The 18,444-nt window shown below is 39.2% G+C and carries 18 protein-coding genes; 12 read left to right on the top strand and 6 right to left on the bottom strand.

All coding sequences use genetic code 11. The annotated features are described in order from the left end of the window. Positions 1-27: 27 nt before the first annotated feature. Together NSQ34_RS02055 and NSQ34_RS02050 are read right to left on the bottom strand one after the other, a co-directional pair. Complete coding sequence (locus NSQ34_RS02055; RefSeq protein ID WP_046314015.1) at positions 28-1,419, bottom strand: amino acid permease; 1,392 nt, start codon at positions 1,417-1,419, stop codon at positions 28-30. Positions 1,420-1,887: 468 nt separating this feature from the next. Further along, positions 1,888-2,310: a dienelactone hydrolase family protein gene (locus NSQ34_RS02050; RefSeq protein ID WP_342501025.1), complete on the bottom strand. Its 423-nt coding sequence runs from the start codon at positions 2,308-2,310 to the stop codon at positions 1,888-1,890. A 379-nt stretch (positions 2,311-2,689) separates the two neighbouring features. Here NSQ34_RS02050 and tcyA point away from each other — a divergent pair, with 379 nt between their 5' ends. Genes tcyA through NSQ34_RS02035 form a run of 3 tightly spaced genes read left to right on the top strand, consistent with a single transcriptional unit; the run spans position 2,690 to position 4,940 of the window. Beyond that, positions 2,690-3,505 carry a cystine ABC transporter substrate-binding lipoprotein TcyA gene (gene tcyA / locus NSQ34_RS02045; protein ID WP_024424285.1) on the top strand — a complete coding sequence of 272 codons (816 nt, stop codon included), beginning with the start codon at positions 2,690-2,692 and terminating at the stop codon, positions 3,503-3,505. Further along, positions 3,492-4,184: an amino acid ABC transporter permease gene (locus NSQ34_RS02040; RefSeq protein WP_342501079.1), complete on the top strand. Its 693-nt coding sequence runs from the start codon at positions 3,492-3,494 to the stop codon at positions 4,182-4,184. The genes tcyA and NSQ34_RS02040 overlap by 14 nt, the downstream gene beginning before the upstream one ends. Positions 4,185-4,196: 12 nt before the next feature. Beyond that, positions 4,197-4,940: an amino acid ABC transporter ATP-binding protein gene (locus NSQ34_RS02035; protein ID WP_024424287.1), complete on the top strand. Its 744-nt coding sequence runs from the start codon at positions 4,197-4,199 to the stop codon at positions 4,938-4,940. Between the two features lie 40 nt (positions 4,941-4,980). Here the strand turns inward: NSQ34_RS02035 and NSQ34_RS02030 are convergent, their stop codons facing one another. From NSQ34_RS02030 to NSQ34_RS02020, 3 genes are all read right to left on the bottom strand, one after another. Continuing rightward, entirely contained in the window at positions 4,981-5,265 is a 285-nt protein-coding gene (locus NSQ34_RS02030; RefSeq protein WP_034283768.1) for an AbrB/MazE/SpoVT family DNA-binding domain-containing protein, read from the bottom strand. A gap of 106 nt (positions 5,266-5,371) precedes the next feature. Then, the gene (locus NSQ34_RS02025; protein WP_034283766.1) at positions 5,372-5,932 is read right to left on the bottom strand and encodes a class D sortase; all 561 of its coding nucleotides are present in this window, start codon (positions 5,930-5,932) and stop codon (positions 5,372-5,374) included. Between the two features lie 6 nt (positions 5,933-5,938). Further along, the gene (locus NSQ34_RS02020; protein ID WP_342501024.1) at positions 5,939-9,541 is read right to left on the bottom strand and encodes an isopeptide-forming domain-containing fimbrial protein; all 3,603 of its coding nucleotides are present in this window, start codon (positions 9,539-9,541) and stop codon (positions 5,939-5,941) included. A gap of 545 nt (positions 9,542-10,086) precedes the next feature. Between NSQ34_RS02020 and NSQ34_RS02015 the strand changes: the two genes are divergently transcribed. The 3 genes from NSQ34_RS02015 (at position 10,087) to NSQ34_RS02005 (ending at position 12,155) form a co-directional block, all read left to right on the top strand. Continuing rightward, positions 10,087-10,731 (top strand): YitT family protein, encoded by a 645-nt coding sequence (locus NSQ34_RS02015; RefSeq protein ID WP_111927614.1) that lies wholly within the window; start codon positions 10,087-10,089, stop codon positions 10,729-10,731. A gap of 82 nt (positions 10,732-10,813) precedes the next feature. Continuing rightward, entirely contained in the window at positions 10,814-11,401 is a 588-nt protein-coding gene (locus NSQ34_RS02010) for a hypothetical protein (protein WP_111927537.1), read from the top strand. Between the two features lie 61 nt (positions 11,402-11,462). Next, complete coding sequence (locus tag NSQ34_RS02005; protein WP_111927538.1) at positions 11,463-12,155, top strand: 4'-phosphopantetheinyl transferase superfamily protein; 693 nt, start codon at positions 11,463-11,465, stop codon at positions 12,153-12,155. Here the strand turns inward: NSQ34_RS02005 and NSQ34_RS02000 are convergent. Continuing rightward, positions 12,152-13,489 carry a PLP-dependent aminotransferase family protein gene (locus NSQ34_RS02000; protein WP_111927539.1) on the bottom strand — a complete coding sequence of 446 codons (1,338 nt, stop codon included), beginning with the start codon at positions 13,487-13,489 and terminating at the stop codon, positions 12,152-12,154. The two genes, NSQ34_RS02005 and NSQ34_RS02000, sit on opposite strands and share 4 nt — an antisense overlap. A 130-nt stretch (positions 13,490-13,619) precedes the next feature. Here NSQ34_RS02000 and NSQ34_RS01995 point away from each other — a divergent pair, with 130 nt between their 5' ends. The 6 genes from NSQ34_RS01995 to NSQ34_RS01970 all read left to right on the top strand — a co-directional run bounded on the left by NSQ34_RS01995 (position 13,620) and on the right by NSQ34_RS01970 (position 18,419). After that, a complete protein-coding gene (locus NSQ34_RS01995) occupies positions 13,620-14,534 on the top strand; it encodes a DMT family transporter (RefSeq protein WP_065215325.1) in 915 nt (304 codons plus the stop codon). Positions 14,535-14,882: 348 nt separating this feature from the next. Further along, complete coding sequence (locus NSQ34_RS01990; protein WP_024427284.1) at positions 14,883-15,182, top strand: hypothetical protein; 300 nt, start codon at positions 14,883-14,885, stop codon at positions 15,180-15,182. A 64-nt stretch (positions 15,183-15,246) separates the two neighbouring features. Beyond that, on the top strand, positions 15,247-16,671 hold the full coding sequence (locus NSQ34_RS01985) for a hypothetical protein (RefSeq protein WP_111927540.1): 1,425 nt from the start codon (positions 15,247-15,249) through the stop codon (positions 16,669-16,671). Positions 16,672-16,679: 8 nt separating this feature from the next. Beyond that, positions 16,680-17,369, top strand: coding sequence for an ABC transporter ATP-binding protein (locus NSQ34_RS01980; RefSeq protein ID WP_065215327.1), 690 nt, complete (start codon positions 16,680-16,682; stop codon positions 17,367-17,369). Beyond that, a complete protein-coding gene (locus NSQ34_RS01975; protein WP_061110382.1) occupies positions 17,326-17,859 on the top strand; it encodes a stage II sporulation protein M in 534 nt (177 codons plus the stop codon). The genes NSQ34_RS01980 and NSQ34_RS01975 overlap by 44 nt, the downstream gene beginning before the upstream one ends. Positions 17,860-17,879: 20 nt before the next feature. Continuing rightward, positions 17,880-18,419: a hypothetical protein gene (locus NSQ34_RS01970; RefSeq protein WP_041116633.1), complete on the top strand. Its 540-nt coding sequence runs from the start codon at positions 17,880-17,882 to the stop codon at positions 18,417-18,419. Positions 18,420-18,444: the final 25 nt, after the last annotated feature.

Here is an 18,444-nt window from a genome sequence, read left to right as displayed (position 1 = left end):
CGATTGGGTTGGCTTCTTTTTGATGGTTTAAAACCGGATCTCGTCATCTCCATTGATTTGCAGCTTCAGCGGCTCACTTTGTGCCTGATGCTTTTTCACATAGCGGTGATAGACAACATATCCAATGATCATAAGCGGTACGCCGACATATAGCCCGATGCGCTGCTCTTGATCAAAGGCAAGACTGACCAATACGATGGTATTCAGTGTAATTGCAATGATCGGCAGCACAGGATAAAGAGGCGTTTTAAATTTTAAGTTTTCCAGCTTTCCGCCTGCTTTCAAGTATTTTCTACGGAAAAGCAGCTGTGATAATGTAATCGTGATCCAGCCTGTCTGGGCACTCATGCCGGCAATGGACACGATCCAGGCAAATACCGTTTTCTCTGCAAAGAAGCCGGATAACAGCGAAATCCCTGTAAACAGGAAGGTGAGCAGTAAGGCATTCATCGGAATACCGCGCTGATTGACGCGTCTAAATGCTTTTCCTGCCATTCCTTCCTTCGATAAGGAATACAGCATTCTTGTTGATGCATACAAGCCAGAGTTCGCAACAGATAATAAAGCAATGATAATGACAAAGTTCATGATGTCTGCCGCAAAAGGAATGCCCGTTCTCTCAAACACAGTAACAAATGGGCTTTGCAGCACACTAGCTTCCTTCCAAGGCACCATACCCGCTAAGACAAAAATAGATAAGACGAAAAAGACAAGTGTACGCCATACGGTCTGATGGATCGAACGGGGAACGGTTTTCTCAGGGTTTTCACTTTCTCCTGCCGCAATCCCGATCAGCTCTGTTCCTTGAAATGAAAAATTCACTGTGATCATCGTAACCACAACAGCAAGCAGGCCATTTGGAAACAGCCCGTCATTCACAAAATGGCTGAAGTAAGGGGCGGGTTCACCGCTCGTTGTATCAATAAACCCAAACATCGCCGCTCCGCCTACGCCAATAAAGAGTAAAATTGCAATAATCTTAATGGTAGAAAAGAAAAATTCCGACTCCCCGAACGCTTTCGCTGACCGGGCATTTAATAAGAAAAGACAGAGTCCGAATACGAGACACCAAATCCACACATCCACTTGCGGGAGCCAGCGCCTCATCAGCTGCCCTGCTGATAAGAACTCAAGGGCAACCGTTGCTGCCCAGCCGAGCCAATAAATCCAGCCGACAGCAAAACCCGCTGCCGGGCTGACAAATTTCGTCGCATACGTATGAAACGACCCCGACACAGGAAGTGCAACAGACAGCTCCCCAAGACACAGCATGGTTAAATACATGATCAATCCGCCCACAATATATGAAAGAACGGCTCCGACCGGTCCTGCTTGTCCAATCGTATAGCCCGTTCCTAAGAAAAAGCCTGTCCCTATGACACCGCCAAGTGAAATCATAAATAAATGGCGGGAGGTCATCGCCCTTTTCAATTGTTCAGGCTGATTTTGTCCAACATCCACAATGATGCCCTCCTTCTTCTAAGATGCTCTGTTATCAAAACATGTCTCCATGTGATTCATTCCATTTTCAAAACAACCTACTAATTATACATCTTTTATAATAAATATGCTTCCTTCTATGGTCACTGTCTCAAAGTCTTTATTTTAGTAATGTTCGCACAACTATGTGGTGGATAGGATGTCATATATCTAAAATATTGCACAAAAAAACCAGCATGAAACTTTATCGTTGCACACTGGTTTCGTTTCATTCTTTTCGAGTCTCATTTTAGACAGTTCTTATGATCACTTTTGTCACAAGTCATTCTGCTTTTAGCAAACACACTTTGATAAATTCATCTATTTCCTGAAAGCAGCGATTTTTAGATTCAGCGTGAAAAGCCGCAGAATAAGGATTGGCGAATCCATGCTCTCCCTCTACTATTGTCACGCAAAGCTTTTCTTTTTCTCCAAAACACTCGCAATCTCCCTGGGATGAAAGGATGCTTCGATCTCCGGGAAAAATAACAGCGTTTTGCAGGCGGGCGCAAGATCGACGTCATCTCTGATCCTTGAACCATAAAATCCAATAACTCCTCTAAACAGCTGATCATTTTGGCTGCATCGCCAGGCAATTGTTGCCCCCACACTAAAACCTAGCAGAAATATATCTATCGCGGCATTCTTCGTCTTTAACTCTTTTGCCAGATTCAGTACACTCTTTACCGGCTTATCAAAACCAACTTTATTCATAAAGTAGTCGTAAGCCTCATTTTCACTGACATAAGGGAAGTGCTTCGCCGGTCCCAATAAATGAGGACAATTAACCTCAAATCCAGCTTTGTCGAAATAATGGATCATACTCTTCATATGATCATTTATTCCGTATATTTCGTGTATTAAGATCATGACAGGTTTTTGTTTCGATGTATGCAAATGTTCACACTTCCCTTTTGTTTCTTAGAAGTCAATTGAATCGATTGGAAAATTTCGTTGGGATGATCATAGCATATTTTACCCGAATCGTTTATCTAACGTTCCACCAATCAAATCATCTTAATCATCTTGAACTTGTGTATGGTTTTATTCACCTTTTAACTTGGGTATAGTTCTATCGTTTGTCCGTTCGACCGTTTGAGGGCATAAAGTTGGTGAGATTCGCTCAAGCTAGTTTCAAATGCTTTACTTTTAGGTTGCTTCTCTGTAAGATCATATGTTGTAAATACCAACAAGAAAAGTGGGGAATAAAATGAAAAAAATGTTCTTTGCCATTATTTTAGGCGTTTGTGTTGCATTGATCACGGCATGTGGATCTGGTGCAAGCGACAACGCGAATAAACAATCTGGGTCTAAGGAATCAGGAGACCTTTGGAAATCCATTCAGGATAAAGGTGTATTAACCATCGGAACAGAGGGTACTTATGCTCCTTTCACCTTCCATGACAAAAAGACAGATAAATTAACTGGCTATGATGTAGAAGTCATCACAGAAGTAGCAAAACGTCTTGACTTAAAACCTGAATTCAAAGAAACACAATGGGACAGTATGTTTGCTGGACTGAATGCAAAACGTTTTGACGTGGTAGCGAACCAAGTTGGGAAAACTGGACGTGAAAATCAATACGATTTCTCTGATAAATACACAACGTCTCAAGCTATTGTTGTGACAAAATCAGATAACAACGACATCAAGAAACTATCTGATGTGAAAGGCAAAAAAGCAGCACAATCATTAACAAGTAACTACAATAAACTAGCAACAGATGCTGGCGCTAAGATTGAAGGCGTTGAAGGTCTTGCACAATCCATTCAATTGATTCAGCAAGGACGTGCTGATCTGACGTTCAATGACAAATTGGCTGTATTGAATTACTTGAAAACAAGCGGTAACAAAAACCTAAAAGTTGCATTTGAAACAGGAGATCCTCAAGAAACGTATTTCGCATTCAGAAAAGGCAGCGGCGAAGTCGTTGACAAAGTGAATGGCGCATTAAAAGAAATGAAAAAAGACGGTACACTCGCTAAGATTTCTAAGAAATGGTTTGGTGAAGATGTTACAAAATAACATCCTAGGAGTCGTCATTCCTTGGGATCTTCTTCAGCAATCTTTTTGGCCAATGGTGATGCAGGGGATTTATTATACAATTCCCCTCGCCATCGTTGCCTTTATTATTGGTATTTTTATCGCGCTTGTGACAGCTCTTGCTAGAATGTCTAAAATGAAAGCCCTCAGATGGATTTTCTCCATCTATGTGTCGGCCGTTCGCGGAACGCCGCTTTTTGTGCAATTGTTTATTATTTTCTATTTCTTTCCGACATTTAATATCACACTGGATCCATATCCAAGTGCCATTATTGCTTTTTCATTAAACGTAGGTGCGTATGCGTCGGAAATTATCCGTGCATCCGTCCTGTCTGTTCCAAAAGGGCAATGGGAAGCAGGTTATTCCATTGGGATGACACATCGCAAAACGCTCGTCCGCGTGATTTTACCGCAGGCTGTGCGTGTATCGATTCCACCGCTCTCTAATTCATTTATTAGTTTGGTGAAGGATACATCCCTTGCCTCCCAAATTCTCGTGGCAGAGATGTTCCGTAAATCACAGGAGATTGCTGCGGCGAACTTGGATCAGATCTTGTTTATTTATATGGAAGCAGCCCTCATCTATTGGGTATTCTGCTTCATTCTATCGCTCGTTCAGCATCAAATTGAAAAACGCCTTGATCGATATGTCGCAAGGTAAGGAGGGAACGACATGCTAACAGTCAAAGGCTTAAAGAAATCCTTTGGTGAAAATGAGATTTTAAAGTCGATTGATTTTTCGATCAACAAAGGGCAGGTTGTGGCCATCCTCGGTCCATCTGGTTCAGGAAAAACAACGATGCTTCGCTGTTTAAATGCACTTGAAATACCAAATGGCGGCTCCTTTACCTTCGATGATTTCTCGATTGATTTTTCGAAAAAAAATAAATCAGCTGATCTGCTGAAGCTACGCCGGAAATCAGGAATGGTGTTTCAGGATTATCACCTGTTTCCTCACCGTACAGTGCTTGAAAATGTGATGGAAGGCCCTGTCCAAGTGCAGCGCCGTCCAAAGGAAACGGTTCGAAAAGAAGCCATTCAGCTCTTGCAAAAGGTCGGTCTGGAAGATAAAAAGGATCTGTATCCATTCCAGCTCTCAGGCGGTCAAAAGCAGCGTGTCGGGATTGCCCGTGCACTTGCCATTCAGCCAGAGCTCATGCTTTTTGATGAACCTACCTCTGCGCTTGACCCTGAGCTTGTCGGAGAAGTCTTAAAGGTCATGAAGGATCTAGCGAAGGAAGGCTGGACCATGGCGGTTGTCACACATGAAATCAAGTTTGCCCAAGAAGTAGCAGACGAAGTGATTTTTATTGATGGCGGCGTCATCGTCGAACAAGGTCCTCCAGAGGAAATCTTCAAACGACCAAAGGAAGAACGAACAAAACAATTCTTAAACCGGATTTTGAATCCAGTATGATGAAAAAAGGCTGTTCTCACGTGGTGAGAACAGCCTTTTTTTATATCTCTTTTTGCAGGCGAAGCGCCAGTAAATCCTGCAGGAGCAGTCTCGCTCCCTCTGGACTGATGACCACCCCGCCGGATAGCACCTTATTGGAGTTTGTCACTTCCCCTGTGACGATACAAGGTTTGTCCTGCCAATATGGCTTCATCACAATTTGGTCTTCTTCTCGATAAATCTCCATAAAATCTTGCGGAAGAATTTTTAGCCGTTTTCTTATATCTGTCGGAAGAACAATTCTTCCAAAGTTATCTATATATCTTACATAGTCTTGATTTAACAAATTGACCCCCCTCCTGCATCTCTAGATATAGGCAATTCCCTCTTTATCAAGGAATGAAGCGCTTTAATCGGTTAGTGAAAGGATAAGTTGCAGGCTGATCCAGTGGTTAAACACGCTTTCCATATATGATATATCTGTTTGGTGCAGGACCAATGAAAGAAAAAGGATAGCATGTTGTCAGGACAAGTTCTTCCTTTTCCTGTTGTAGTGTAATAATACTTTGATCATCTTTTTTTACAATCTTTGTTTTCTCAATTTCATAGGTAAACCGACCGTATGAAAGCTCAATGACGAGTTGATCCCCTTTCACAAGTTCTCCTGTTCGTCTAAACACAGTATCACGATGCCCAGATAAAACGATTTGTCCCTGTTCATTTGGTAAATTGCTCTCATGATAATGACCAACACCCTTTGCCAAGTCCTCTGCTTCTGTTCCTTCTACAATTGGTAACTCAGCGTTTAACTTTGGAATGTGTAAGAGTCCAATGGTTTCACCAGCCTTTGGAACAAAAGGGGAATCCGTTTCCCCCTTTTGCTGAATGGCTGCTTGTGCAGACTGGAAAGATTGATCTACTTGCCTTTGTCCATCAACGATCCTTATATATCCTATGATCACAAGACAAATACCTGCTGTAATCAATAGAGTTGAGATGATTTTTTGAACCATGGACGATTATCCGTTTCTTTTTCTTCTTTTCCATACAATAAGGGATGCACCTATTAATACAAGGGCAAATCCTGCTAGTAAAAGGTTGTACATTGCTGTTGCAGTATTCGGAAGATGATGTCCAGGTGTATCCTGTTGTGGATCAGAAGGTTGATCTGGATTTGCTGGCACTTCTGGCACATTCGGTGGTTCTACTGTCGTTGAGTTTTCAGGTTTGTCTGGTTCATCTACATTCTCACCCTTCACGACTCCAATATTTTGAATGGTTTTACCTTCAGATCCTTTGGCAGCCTTCGCTTCAAAGGTCACTGTATGCCAGTCCGTATCTTTGATATCGCCAAATTGACCGGTGACTGTGCCTTTTGTGTAATCTCCGTTATCGTCATCTTTTGCATCTGTGGCAGCTTGTCCATCTACTTTTAACGACCCTTCAACATATTCAAGACCTTCTGGCAGTTTATCTGTGATCACTAGATCTTTGATGATACTGTCTTCTAAACTATTTTTTGTTTTGATGGTGTAAAGAAGGGTGTCGCCTACTTGTACTTCTTTTTCATCGGTATTGCCTTCTGCTTTTTGAGAGATTTCTGATGTTTTTTCTGATTCAAGCTTTGGATCTCTTGGATCAATGTGTGTTTCGGTTGTTGGTTCGTCTGGCGGTGTATTATCGCCTGTTACTTTGGCTGTGTTTTGAATGCTTTTACCTGATTGGCCTTTAGCGACCTTCGCTTCAAAGGTCACTGTATGCCAGTCCGTATCTTTGATATCGCCAAATTGACCGGTCACCGTACCTTTTGTGTAGTCTCCCTTGTCGTCATCTTTTGCATCTGTGACGGCTTGTCCATCTACTTTTAATGATCCTTCGACGTATTCAAGACCTTCTGGCAGTTCATCGAAAATCACAAGATTGTTGACGATGCTGTCTTCTTCAAGATTCTTTGTTTTGATTGTATAAAGAAGGGTATCGCCTACCTGTGGTGTCTTTTTATCTTTGTTGCCTTCTGCCTTTTTCTGAATACTTGCAGCCTTTTCAGATGCTAGTTTTGGTTCACGAGGATAAATTTCTGTTTTCGTTGTTGGATCATCTGGCGGCGTGTTTTCGCCAGTTACTTCAGCTGTGTTTTGAATGTCTTGACCAGCCTGTCCCTTTTCAACTGTCACTTCAAACGTCACAGTATGCCAGTCCGTGTCCTTCACATCACCAAAAGAACCTGTAACCTTTCCATCTGTGTAGTCACCGCTATCGTCGTCTTTCACATCTGTGACAGATTCCCCATCAATTTGAAGGGACCCGGTGACATACTTCAACCCTTTTGGTAATTGATCTGAAATCACTAGATTTTCAACAAGACTGTCTTCTACCGTGTTTTTTGTTTTAATTGTATAAAGCAGGGTATCGCCTACTTCTGGGTGTTTCTCATCTTTGTTACCTTCTGCTTTTTTCTGCAAAACCGCTGATTTTTCTGATTCAAGCTTTGGATCACGCGGATAGATTTCTGTTTTTGTTGTCGGCTTATCTGGCGGTGTGTTGCCGCCTGTGACATTGGCTGTATTTTGAATGTCTTTGCCTGATTGTCCTTTTTCAACCGTCACTTCAAACGTCACGGTATGCCAATCTGTATCCTTAATGTCGCCAAATTGTCCTGAGATGGTTCCGTTTGTAAAGTCTCCGTTATCGTCATCCTTTGCGTCTGTGACTGCATCTCCATTCACCTGAAGTGAATTCGGTACATATGCCAACCCTTCCGGCAGTTCATCTGAGATCACTAAGTTTTCAACGAGACTGTCTTCTATCGTATTCTTTGTTTTAATTGTATAAAGCAGGGTATCGCCTACTTCTGGATGCTTCTCATCTGTGTTACCTTCTGCTTTTTTCTGTAAAACTGCTGATTTTTCAGAAGTCAGCTTTGGGTTACGCGGATAGATTTCTTTTTTTGTTGTCGGCTCGTCTGGCGGTGTGTTGCCGCTTGTGACATTAGCTGTATTTTGAATATCTTTGCCTGCCTGACCTTTTTCAACTGTGACTTCAAACGTCACGGTATGCCATTTCGCATCTTTCACTTCACCGAACGTTCCAGTGACAGTTCCGTCTGTCATATCCCCGTTGTCATCATCTTTTACATCTGTGACTGGATTTCCATCTACCTGAAGTGAATTTGGTACATATGATAACCCTTGAGGTAACTTGTCAGAAATCACAAGATCTTCAATCACACTATCTTCAACAGCGTTACGGGCTTGAATGGTATACAGTAATGTGTCGCCTACTTCTGGATGCTTCTCATCTGTGTTACCTTCTGCTTTTTTCTGTAAGACCGCTGATTTTTTTGATTCAAGCTTTGGGTCACGCGGGTAAATTTCTATGTTTGTTGTTGGTTCATCCGGAGGTGCGTTTTCCCCTTTGACATTCGCGGTATTTTGAATATCTTTGCCTGCCTGACCTTTGCCTACCGTCGCTTCAAATGTCACTGTGTGCCAATCGGTATCTTTCACGTCACCTATTTGACCTGAAACAGTGCCGTTTGTATAATCACCTTTGTCTTGATCTTTTGCATCTGTTACGCTCGTTCCATCCACCTTAAGAGACCCTGAAACATACGTTAAGCTGCTTGGCAGCTTATCTGATATAATCAGATTTTTGACAATACCATATTGCACAGTATTTTTTGCTTTAATAGTATAAAGTAACGTGTCGCCTACTTCTGGATGCTTCTCATCTGTGTTGCCCTCTGCTTTTTTCTGTAAGACAACTGATTTTTCTGATTCAAGCTCTGGAGGATATGGATCAAATTCTGGCTTTACTCGTGAAGCTAAGTCGTAAGATAATGAATCACCTACAGTGCCCATATATGTTGTACTTAAAGTTTTCGCATCAAGTGTAAAAAGAGTTGAATGGCCAATGGAGTCATTTAACCCTGACTGTAATAGCATTTGTCCATTGGGCAAAAAGCTAATCCCCCGAACGCCTCCGTCAATCGTTTTACCATCTGCATTTTTAATCGGAATGACACGAATGACTTCTGCTGTATCAGGGTTCATTTGCGCAATGGCCCCACTGCCATTTGATGCGAACCAAAGATAGCCGTCCTTATCAACGACAAGATCTCCGCCAACGCCAGACCCGATGTCATATCCGACAATTTTTTTAGACGATTTTTGACCCGTAGCTAAATCGTATGTTCCAAGGAAATACTCACCATTAGAAGCATAAGAATAGATATATTTATCTTGATACACAACGGCATTAGAAGCACCTTCTGGTAATTGGGTTACGCTCTCTGCTTGCCCTGATGTCGCATTTATTTTATATAGAGTAGGGGTCGTGCTATTTGCAGTTGCATACACAACATTTTCTCGATCACTTACAGCAACACCATTCACTGCACCCATATCGATTCCTTTCACCTCTACACTAGCTTTTACATTTGTTGGATTATTTCCATCGAGCTGCTGAAGAACCAGTGGCCTACTCCCAATAATATAAGAATCCGTGTTATTGACAACAACCGTCCCAGCGGCTTTCGTAACAGCTGGTGAGACCGTTAATAGATTTCCAACGATCAGCACCAATATAAGAAATAATTGACTCGTTCTTTTTAATAAGTTCATTCTTTGACCTCCCCTTTTTCTCGCTTCATATCGTAATGGTATGTACCAGTTCACCTCCCACACTTTGGTAAAGAATATCAGTAACATTTCAAATGCCTCAACATGACTAAATGACTATTTTCGACAAAAATAGTCATTTAGTAACATACACTTCTCGACGTTTGATTCTCCTATGTTTTTTCCAATAAAATGACCTTTTTTATCGTATACCTCCGCATTTCCCTTTTCCTCCAAACAGGTCTAATGACATGATTTATATACAATCTCTTCTATTTAAAGATAATTATTCTTTAATTGGTGCAGATTATTTTTTTGGGAAAATATATTGAATTATTTTCTTTTTCTCTTAAAATGCGGAAATTAATGGCTTCTTTTGCTAAAAAAAACAATCCGAAAGTCTTGCTGCCTGTTTTGATGTTTTGACCCTTACAATTCGACAAAATTCTTTTTTTGAAGTAAGCGATTACAATTGAGCAAAGCCATTTAAAGGGGAGTGAGAGTATGTTACGATGGAAATCGAGTGTTTAAGAAAGAAGGGAAAGCTTTTGAAGCGGGAACATCTTTTACGTTGGTTTTTTTATTTTGTTGGATTGATCGTATTAGCTTTTGGACTATCGCTGACAGTGAAAGGAAAGATTCTTGGGATTGGTCCTTGGGACGCTTTCCACTACGGACTGTTTCAGCATTTTGGACTCACAATTGGACAATGGTCCATTATCATTGGTGCACTCATTGTGACACTGACTTCTATTTTTACGAAATCATTTCCAAAGATCGGCGCTTTACTGAATATGGTGCTGATTGGCGTGTTTATTGATTTCTTTAATGCGATATTACCTGCGCCACACGGTTATTTTCCGGCCTTATATATATTTATTACAGGTGTTGTTGTTTCTGGATATGGCGTTGGCATTTATGTTTCAGCCAATCTTGGCGCTGGGCCACGGGACTCATTAATGCTGCTCATCTCAGCGAAAACGGGGCTGAACGTACAGTGGGTTCGAAATGGCATTGAGTTAACAGTGCTTTTATTTGCATGGATGCTCGGTGGACCGATTGGCGTTGGAACGATTTTGACTGCGATCTTCACAGGTCTTGTCCTTCGTTTCTCCTTGCCGCAATCAACACGGCTCCTGCAGCTGCTCATTACAAAAACAGCAGAAAAACCTGTTCAAACCCTTACAAGATGAAAGCAAGCCATTCTATAATTAGAATGGCTTTTCTTGTGCTAAAATAAATAAACAGAATATTCACATACTGGAGATGAGACCTATGCAGCTTTTCCACTATCATTACTGGACACCATTTGTTGAAGAGACAGAACAAACATGTCGTTCGCTAGGCTTTGAGGTTAAAGGCCGTTTCACAAAGGATGGCTCCTATCATCCCCCGCTGACATGGGATGATTTTAGAGAAGAGCAGCCGACTTTTCGAATCATCGAAATGAGAAAAGGACAGATCAATATCACATTTGGCTATAGCAAAAAAGTCCTTTTTGATCACATCGGCTTTCTTGTCTCAGACGAAAAATATGATCAACTGCTTGCACAAGCTAAAGAACTAAACTGGCCAATCCAAGCTGGGGAACGGAGAACGTTTCTTACGACACCTCTTCGTTTAAGGCTTGAATTACAGCGCCTTACAGATGTCATTGAAACTGGAACCGATGCGCTGCATGCTATGACAATTGCTGTTCCTGATTTGTCACAGACACCTAAAGTCGATCAGCTGCTATCACCTTTGCATCAGCCCATTCACTGGCAAAAAGGAGAACGGCTTTCCCTGCTTGACGTGATCATGACGGATGTTGATGGAGTTGATACAACTGATCCGAATGGTGTTCACATCGTAAATCGTTAATGGACCCTTTTGCACGCCGCTCTCCAATGGTACAATCAATGTAAAAAATTAGAGGTTTGTTATGAAGATATTTGCTATCCAATTACAACACTTAGATGAAATCAATGAACGACAACAAATAGATCGTCTGAAACCCTTTGTTTCAGCTGAAAAGCGTGCTGCCGCTGAACGCTTTCGTTTTTTGATCGACGCAAGAAGGACCTTGTTAGGTGAAGTGCTGGTTCGTCAAACGATCCATGATATGTACGAGCTGCCTATGGACGAGATCGTTTTTGAAACAGAGGGCAATGGCAAACCTGTCGTCCGGCAGCTTCCTTCTTTTCATTTTAATCTTTCTCACTCTGGCGATTGGGTCGTTTGCGCAGTAGATGATGCACCTGTGGGCATTGATATTGAGGAAATCAAGCCTATTGATCTGGCGATTGCCAAACGATTTTTTTCAGCGGATGAGTATCAGGATTTACTCTCACAGCCGGCAGAACGGCAGGAAGCCTATTTCTTTCATCTTTGGTCAATGAAGGAGGCCTTTATCAAGCTGACTGGAAAAGGATTATCCTATGGGCTTTCGTCCTTTACAGCCCGTCTGTCAGAGGATGGACAGGCTGCGTTGACATTACCTGATCATGAAGCGCCTTGCTTTGTTCAAACATACTCACTTGACCCTGCCTACCAAATGGCGGTATGCACACGAAAACCTGCTGCGACTGAAAGCGTTGAGAGTCTCACTTGCAGCGATGTACTGTCCCGCCTTTAATAACGCGTGCTTTGCTGAAATACCGTCTTTAATAGATCGACTCCGCGTGTGATCTGCTCTTCTTTCACCTGCCAAATGTTCAGCTGAAGAATGGGGTCCTTTTGATAGGCCGACAGGTAATAACGGTCAATTGGCTGAATGGAAACAGATGCCTTTTTCAGCTGCTGAATAATCTGGTTCATGGGAATCGACCGGTCGACACGTAAATGTGTATGGGTAGCCGGCTCCTGTTCTCCCAGCTGATAAGCGCTCTGATCATTTTTTAAACTTGCCACGAGCTGCTTGGAGCGGTTTCGATAGGTCGCCCGCATCCTGTCTCTATGCCGCTCAAACATCCCGCTTTTTAAATATATTTCTAAGGCTGCCTGGGACAGCATGGAGCTGTCGATATCAATCAGCCGTTTGTGTTCGCTAAAAGGCCGAATCAGTTCTTCAGGTAAGACGACCGCTCCTGTTCGCAGCCCCGGAAAAATGATTTTAGAAAAGCTTTTCAAATAAATGACCTTTCCAGCCTGATCGTACGAGTAGATCGGGTCTCTTTTTGTGTCGAATTCTAAATCTGCTATATAATCATCCTCAACAATGTAGACATCATATTTCTCAGCAAGGGCTGCAATCGCTCTTTTTTCTCGTTTTGATAAACTCGTTCCAAGCGGGTTTTGAAATCTTGGCATCGTATAGAAAAAACGAATCTCCTCTTCTCGAAAGATATGCTCTAATTCGATAAGATCGATCCCTTTTTCCGTCCGCTGAATTCCGCGCACAGGCAATTGATTTTTCTCTAAATATTGGAGATATAAGTGATAACCCGGCTGTTCGACTAGTATGGTTTGTTTTCCATTCGGAAAAGGAATGGTGCTTAAAATGGATAAAGCGAGCTGAATACCAGAGGTCATGACGATCTGTTCTGGATGAGCAAACACTTGATAATCCATTAATCGCTTTGAAATGACTGGCAGCAGCGATGGTAAGCCGTTGGCTGTGCCGTAAATAAATAAGTCATTTTGATATAAATCGATCGCTTGGTTGATGCAGTGCTGGAAATCGACATATGGAAACACAACGGGATCAGGTGCAGATGAAGCAAAATCAATCCATGTGCCGTCCTGCTTGCCTGCTCGCTGCTTCGTTTTCACGACATAATAACCGCTTCTTTCTACAGAATATAGCAGATGTTCACGCTCCAATGTATCCAGCGCCTTGATGACAGTGCTTTTACTCACTACATATTGAGCCGCTAAGTGGCGAATGGATGGAATTTTCATCCCAGCACTGTACTCACCAGAATCCATTTTTTCTTTTAAGCTCAAGACAAGCTGATCATATTTCCTCACACCTTTTCCTCCTTGTACCGGTACAGATATCATGTTCTCTTATTGTACACGTTAGATGATCCGATTACGATAGAAGAACAGAACCGGTCAATTCATTTGAAGCATGCATGCTCATGTAAGGAGTCACGTTATGAATATGTCAAAACAAAAAGCGTATGCTGCTGCGATCGCATACGCCTCTATCATTGGCTTTTCCTTTTTGTTTGTCAAAATAGCATTAGAATCAGCAAACCCAATCGATTTATTGGCACACCGCTTTACCGTTTCTTTTGCTGCCGCTCTATTGCTGTATCCGTTTCTACGAAAAAAGTATCGCATATCCATTCAATGGCGTGATCTCATTTATATCGTACCGTTTTCCTTGCTTTATCCTGTTTTGTTCTTTGCTTTTCAAGTGTGGGGATTGATGTATACATCTTCTTCAGAGGCTGGCATCATTCAAGCGACGATTCCCATTCTGACGATGCTGCTGGCAGCCTGGTTTTTAAAGGAACGTGCGACATGGATACAAGTGCTGTTTACCTTTCTTTCTGTGTGCGGGGTGATGCTTCTCTTTGTCATGAAGGGAATTGATGTCAAGCATTCTCACTTCATCGGCTATGTGCTGATTTTACTTTCAGCCCTGTCATCCAGTGCATATAGTGTTTTTGCCAGAGTGATTACAAAACGATTCCATGTGATTGAACTCACCTTTGTGATGACCTTCTTTGGCTTTGTCTTTTTCAATGCCGCCGCGCTTATCCGGCATTCGATCAATGGGTCATTGCCGGAGTTTTTCAGTCCATTTACACAAGTATCCTTTGTATGGTCAATGCTCTTTTTAGGCATTGTTTCATCGCTTCTCACGGCATATTTATCAAATTATGCACTCTCTCAGCTTGAAGCGGCAAAGGTCAGCATCTTTAACAATTTATCCGCGTTTATCACGGTCGCCGCCGGGGTTCTCATTTTACACGAAACGATTGATTGGTATCATCTCCTCGGAGGGGTGCTGGTCATTGGCGGGGTGATTGGCGGGAATGTGGTGAAGAAACAGCATTCATAAGTAAAAGCGGCCTCATTAAAGAGGGCCGCTTTCTTTTTAATGTCTAATCAATTGTTGATTGTCTTGTATAAGCATCTTTTTTCGTCCAAATTAAATATCATATTTAATATAATAAGTAATTTCACCTTGTATTTCATAGCTAGTTACTCAAGTAATGTCATTATCAATATAAAAAATACGATTTAGGAGCTATTAATTCTCGAGTAATTTTACTACCCTTTCTCATTCCATCAAAATACTACTAAATCTTTCGTTACAGAGAAATAAAATACAGTATAAAAAACCCATTTATTAAATATCCTTTTTTTGTATAATATGGGCATATAAGCAAGGGAGGGGGTGTTCATTATGGAATTGAGTTTAAAAAATAGATTTTTTGCAATTGTAGGCTTGAGTCTTATTTTCACTCTAACTCTAACAACTATGATTTTATTGACTCTTGAACCAGTTACACCTTTTGCAAATCTAGTAGCAAACTATCCTCAAATACCTGGCTGGGCTATAACTTCTGTTAGTGCAATTCTAAATGCAGCAGGTACAGTGGGTGCTGTTGCTGCTGTCTTAGGTACTTTTGGACTTGGTGCTATTGCTTCATTGGTCATTAGTTATGCTAGAAAATACGGAGTGAAATACGCTATTTCTTTCTAAAAAAGATTTAATAGAGAAGGTGTAACAGCCTTCTCTATACACCTTTAAAATGGAAGTGTTGTAAATGCATAAATATTTAACATATACAAAAATCTTGTTAATCAATGATTTAAGAAGACATCATCGGAAAGATGCTCTCATTTTTGTATTTTTTGCTTTTTTATACATAATAACACCACTATTACTAGGTATATTAACTCCTTTTTTCTTTAAGGATTTATCAATAATTTATTTATCGCTGTTTATATTTATGTTTACAGTTAATATTGATAAGAGTTTGATGAGAATACTTTTCTCCTCTGATAAAAAACAGATGGCTATTTTAAAAGTTCATCTAGATCAATATATTTTCGGCAAAGATATGAGTAAGTTTTTCAGCACTATTGTGGGTGTATTATTCTTCATTTTAGGGTCTTACTTAGCAAATTTAATTATAAATGGGTACGAGGGATCTTTTACAATAGCAGCTCTGGCCGCCACTTCTTTTATTTTTGGTTACTTACTTAGATTACACGTCTTGTTGCTACTTTCTAATCCAAAGTTTTTCTCAATTTCATCGAGCATTGGTTATATAACTACAGGCCTCATTGCTCTATGGGTATTCACTGTATTTAGATTCAATTTATTAACAAATTCTTTATCTAGTTATTCAATATATTTTATTTTAATCTTCACATTCATTAGTTTATTGTTATTGATGAATTGGAAGAAAAATGTTCGTAATGTACCAATTTTTAATTCCCAAAAAGAATTACAAGAAAAACGAAAAAGAACATCTAGAGAGTTTAATCATATCTTGTTTTATGAAATTACACTTCTCTTGAGAAATCCTCCTATTCAATGGTCAGTATTATTATTTATATTAACATTATCTGGGGGGTTATTTGGTCTCATTCTTTATGGTGTTAATACAAATCAACTTGAAACATTGAATATAGAAAATGATTTTTTATTTATTTTTAGTGTAATTTTTCCAATGATTATTATATCGAATGCCATACAACCATATGTCTCTTTTGATATTGATGGCCCCATTCTTCCTTTGAAACAGAATCTACCTAACTTAGTGAAAAATAAAATTAAAAATAAGATTATTTTATCTATTATATTACACTTGTTTTTTTGTATTTTATATATCATTTTTTCAAGTTTTGTATTAAAACTAGATCAGCCTTTTTACGTGATGATTACTTTAATAAACACTTGCATTCTCGTCAGTATTTGTACTGTCGGTTCTACTGTTGTATTTCCTTATTTTAATTGGGAATTTGTTTATCAAGTTCCAAGTTCTCTTAGTAAATTGACTTTAAATATTTGTTATGGTTTCATTCTAGCTTTATCAGTGATTTCCTCATACAGCACAGTATATCTCATTTTAACAAATTCTGTTATGGCTGCTTGTTCATTCATCATTTTATTTTTAATGATTAAATTTTGGGATAGAACAATCAATAAAAACTACAAATCATTTAAAACATTATTTGAGTGAGGGATTGTATGTTATCAATTCATGGTCTAATTAAAGAATACAAAGAGTCTAACTTTAAAGTTATGATCCCTGAGATGCATTTCCAAGAGGGTAGAATAATCGGACTATTAGGTAAAAATGGTGCTGGAAAAACGACTATTTTAGAAATGGTAGCTGGATTAATAAATCCTGATGAAGGTCAAATATTAATAAATCATAAAAAGCAAAATTTTTCTTCTGTCGGATATATGGAAGACGATCCAACTCTATTTGAAAACTTAACCTGTTTTGAACTTGTAAAATATCAATCTATGCTTGTAGAAGAACCTTTAGAAAATGGACAAATCAAGGATTTATTGAGCAAATATGGATTAGAAGAGCAAATTCACCGCCGTTCCTCTGCTCTTTCAAGAGGCATGAGACAAAGAATGTCTTTTATTTTAACAATATTACATCATCCAAACATTATTTTATTAGATGAGCCATTTACAGGTCTTGATCCTACAAACATGGCTGACATGAAAAAACATTTAAGAAATTTCAGAGATGCCAACAAAATCATTTTGCTCTCCACACATATCATTCAATTTGCTGCAGACTTATGTGATGAAATCCTTTTTATTGATAATGGTAGTATTATTCACTCAGAAAAAAAATCTTCAGGAGTGACTTTTCATGAAGATCAACTCGAAAAGAAATTTTTTGAAAAATTATCTTAAAAATTTTTCAGTTTTTATCATACTATTTTTAGGAGGTTTTAGTTTAAGTATTTTTGCTTCAACATTTATAGATAGTATAGATTTTAAAAACAACATTGAGATTCATAGCTATCTAGAAATTTTTTTAAATAACCTTTTTGTGTCACTCCTAATATTAATATCTGGAATAGTTAGTTTAGGTTTGTTATCTAGCATGATTATTTTTCTAAATGGTTTTTTCCTAGGTGCATTTTTTATATCGTATACCTATATATATGGAATTGATATAGCATTATACTATATTATTTTCCACGCTCCGATGGAGATTGTCGGTTTGTTCCTTTTTTATTTTGTCTCTTTTGATATATCAAGACAGATTATAGGATATATCATATCTAAAAACAAAATTTCATTTAAAACAAAAGGGAAAATCTATGCTAGTCAGCTTATAACCGGCGTTTTCTTATTATTTATTGCTTCGATGATTGAATTTTATTTTATAAAAATTTGATATTGTTAAAGGGTGCTATTATGAAAAAACACATTTTATTAGTATGTATGCTTTCTGGTATAATAGCTTTCATCCTTTCTATAATAAAAATGGATGAAATAAACAAAAACCTACTGGAACTACAACTTGATGGGAATCAAGATGTAATTGAAGTTAGTAAGTGGATAGGTATTTCACTTGCTGTGATTGGAGAAATATTCAAGCCAATGGTTGAGGTTTTATTTTTTTCATTAGTCATTTTTTTAAGTTTTATCATTTTCGGAATAAAAGATTCCTATAAAAATATTTTTAAAAAAGGGATATTAGCTTACTATTACATTTTGCTAGGCAACTTGATTGTTATTATTTTATACCTACTAAAAGTATCTAATGCTGAACGAACGATTACACTTCCATTTTTATGGAACATCAATATTTTCGTCATAGTATCATTTAGTGTGTGGTGCTATTCTTACGTAAAAAATCAAGAAAATAGAAGCTATAAATTTTTCATTCCTTTCGTTTTATTATTCTTATTTTCATTAGCCATATCAGCGTTTTCAAGTATGATTCCTCAGTAAAAAACGACCCTATTGATGGGTCGTT

Origin of the sequence: Bacillus sp. FSL P2-0069, assembly GCF_038593315.1 — a bacterium.
GTDB lineage: Bacteria > Bacillota > Bacilli > Bacillales > Bacillaceae > Bacillus > Bacillus safensis.
Note: the sequence above shows the minus strand (reverse complement) of the source record. Positions and strands in the feature narration are given on the sequence as shown.

Bases quoted from the DNA above. Each gene is read 5' to 3' on its own strand.
- NSQ34_RS01990 (WP_024427284.1), top strand. From the start codon at position 14,883: ATGGAATTGAGTTTAAAAAATAGATTTTTTGCAATTGTAGGCTTGAGT.
- NSQ34_RS01995 (WP_065215325.1), top strand. From the start codon at position 13,620: ATGAATATGTCAAAACAAAAAGCGTATGCTGCTGCGATCGCATACGCC.
- NSQ34_RS02025 (WP_034283766.1), bottom strand. From the start codon at position 5,932: ATGGTTCAAAAAATCATCTCAACTCTATTGATTACAGCAGGTATTTGT.
- NSQ34_RS01985 (WP_111927540.1), top strand. From the start codon at position 15,247: ATGCATAAATATTTAACATATACAAAAATCTTGTTAATCAATGATTTA.
- NSQ34_RS02020 (WP_342501024.1), bottom strand. From the start codon at position 9,541: ATGAACTTATTAAAAAGAACGAGTCAATTATTTCTTATATTGGTGCTG.
- tcyA (WP_024424285.1), top strand. From the start codon at position 2,690: ATGAAAAAAATGTTCTTTGCCATTATTTTAGGCGTTTGTGTTGCATTG.
- NSQ34_RS01970 (WP_041116633.1), top strand. From the start codon at position 17,880: ATGAAAAAACACATTTTATTAGTATGTATGCTTTCTGGTATAATAGCT.
- NSQ34_RS02055 (WP_046314015.1), bottom strand. From the start codon at position 1,419: ATGACCTCCCGCCATTTATTTATGATTTCACTTGGCGGTGTCATAGGG.
- NSQ34_RS02050 (WP_342501025.1), bottom strand. From the start codon at position 2,310: ATGAAGAGTATGATCCATTATTTCGACAAAGCTGGATTTGAGGTTAAT.
- NSQ34_RS02010 (WP_111927537.1), top strand. From the start codon at position 10,814: ATGCAGCTTTTCCACTATCATTACTGGACACCATTTGTTGAAGAGACA.
- NSQ34_RS01975 (WP_061110382.1), top strand. From the start codon at position 17,326: ATGAAGATCAACTCGAAAAGAAATTTTTTGAAAAATTATCTTAAAAAT.
- NSQ34_RS02040 (WP_342501079.1), top strand. From the start codon at position 3,492: ATGTTACAAAATAACATCCTAGGAGTCGTCATTCCTTGGGATCTTCTT.
- NSQ34_RS01980 (WP_065215327.1), top strand. From the start codon at position 16,680: ATGTTATCAATTCATGGTCTAATTAAAGAATACAAAGAGTCTAACTTT.
- NSQ34_RS02035 (WP_024424287.1), top strand. From the start codon at position 4,197: ATGCTAACAGTCAAAGGCTTAAAGAAATCCTTTGGTGAAAATGAGATT.
- NSQ34_RS02005 (WP_111927538.1), top strand. From the start codon at position 11,463: ATGAAGATATTTGCTATCCAATTACAACACTTAGATGAAATCAATGAA.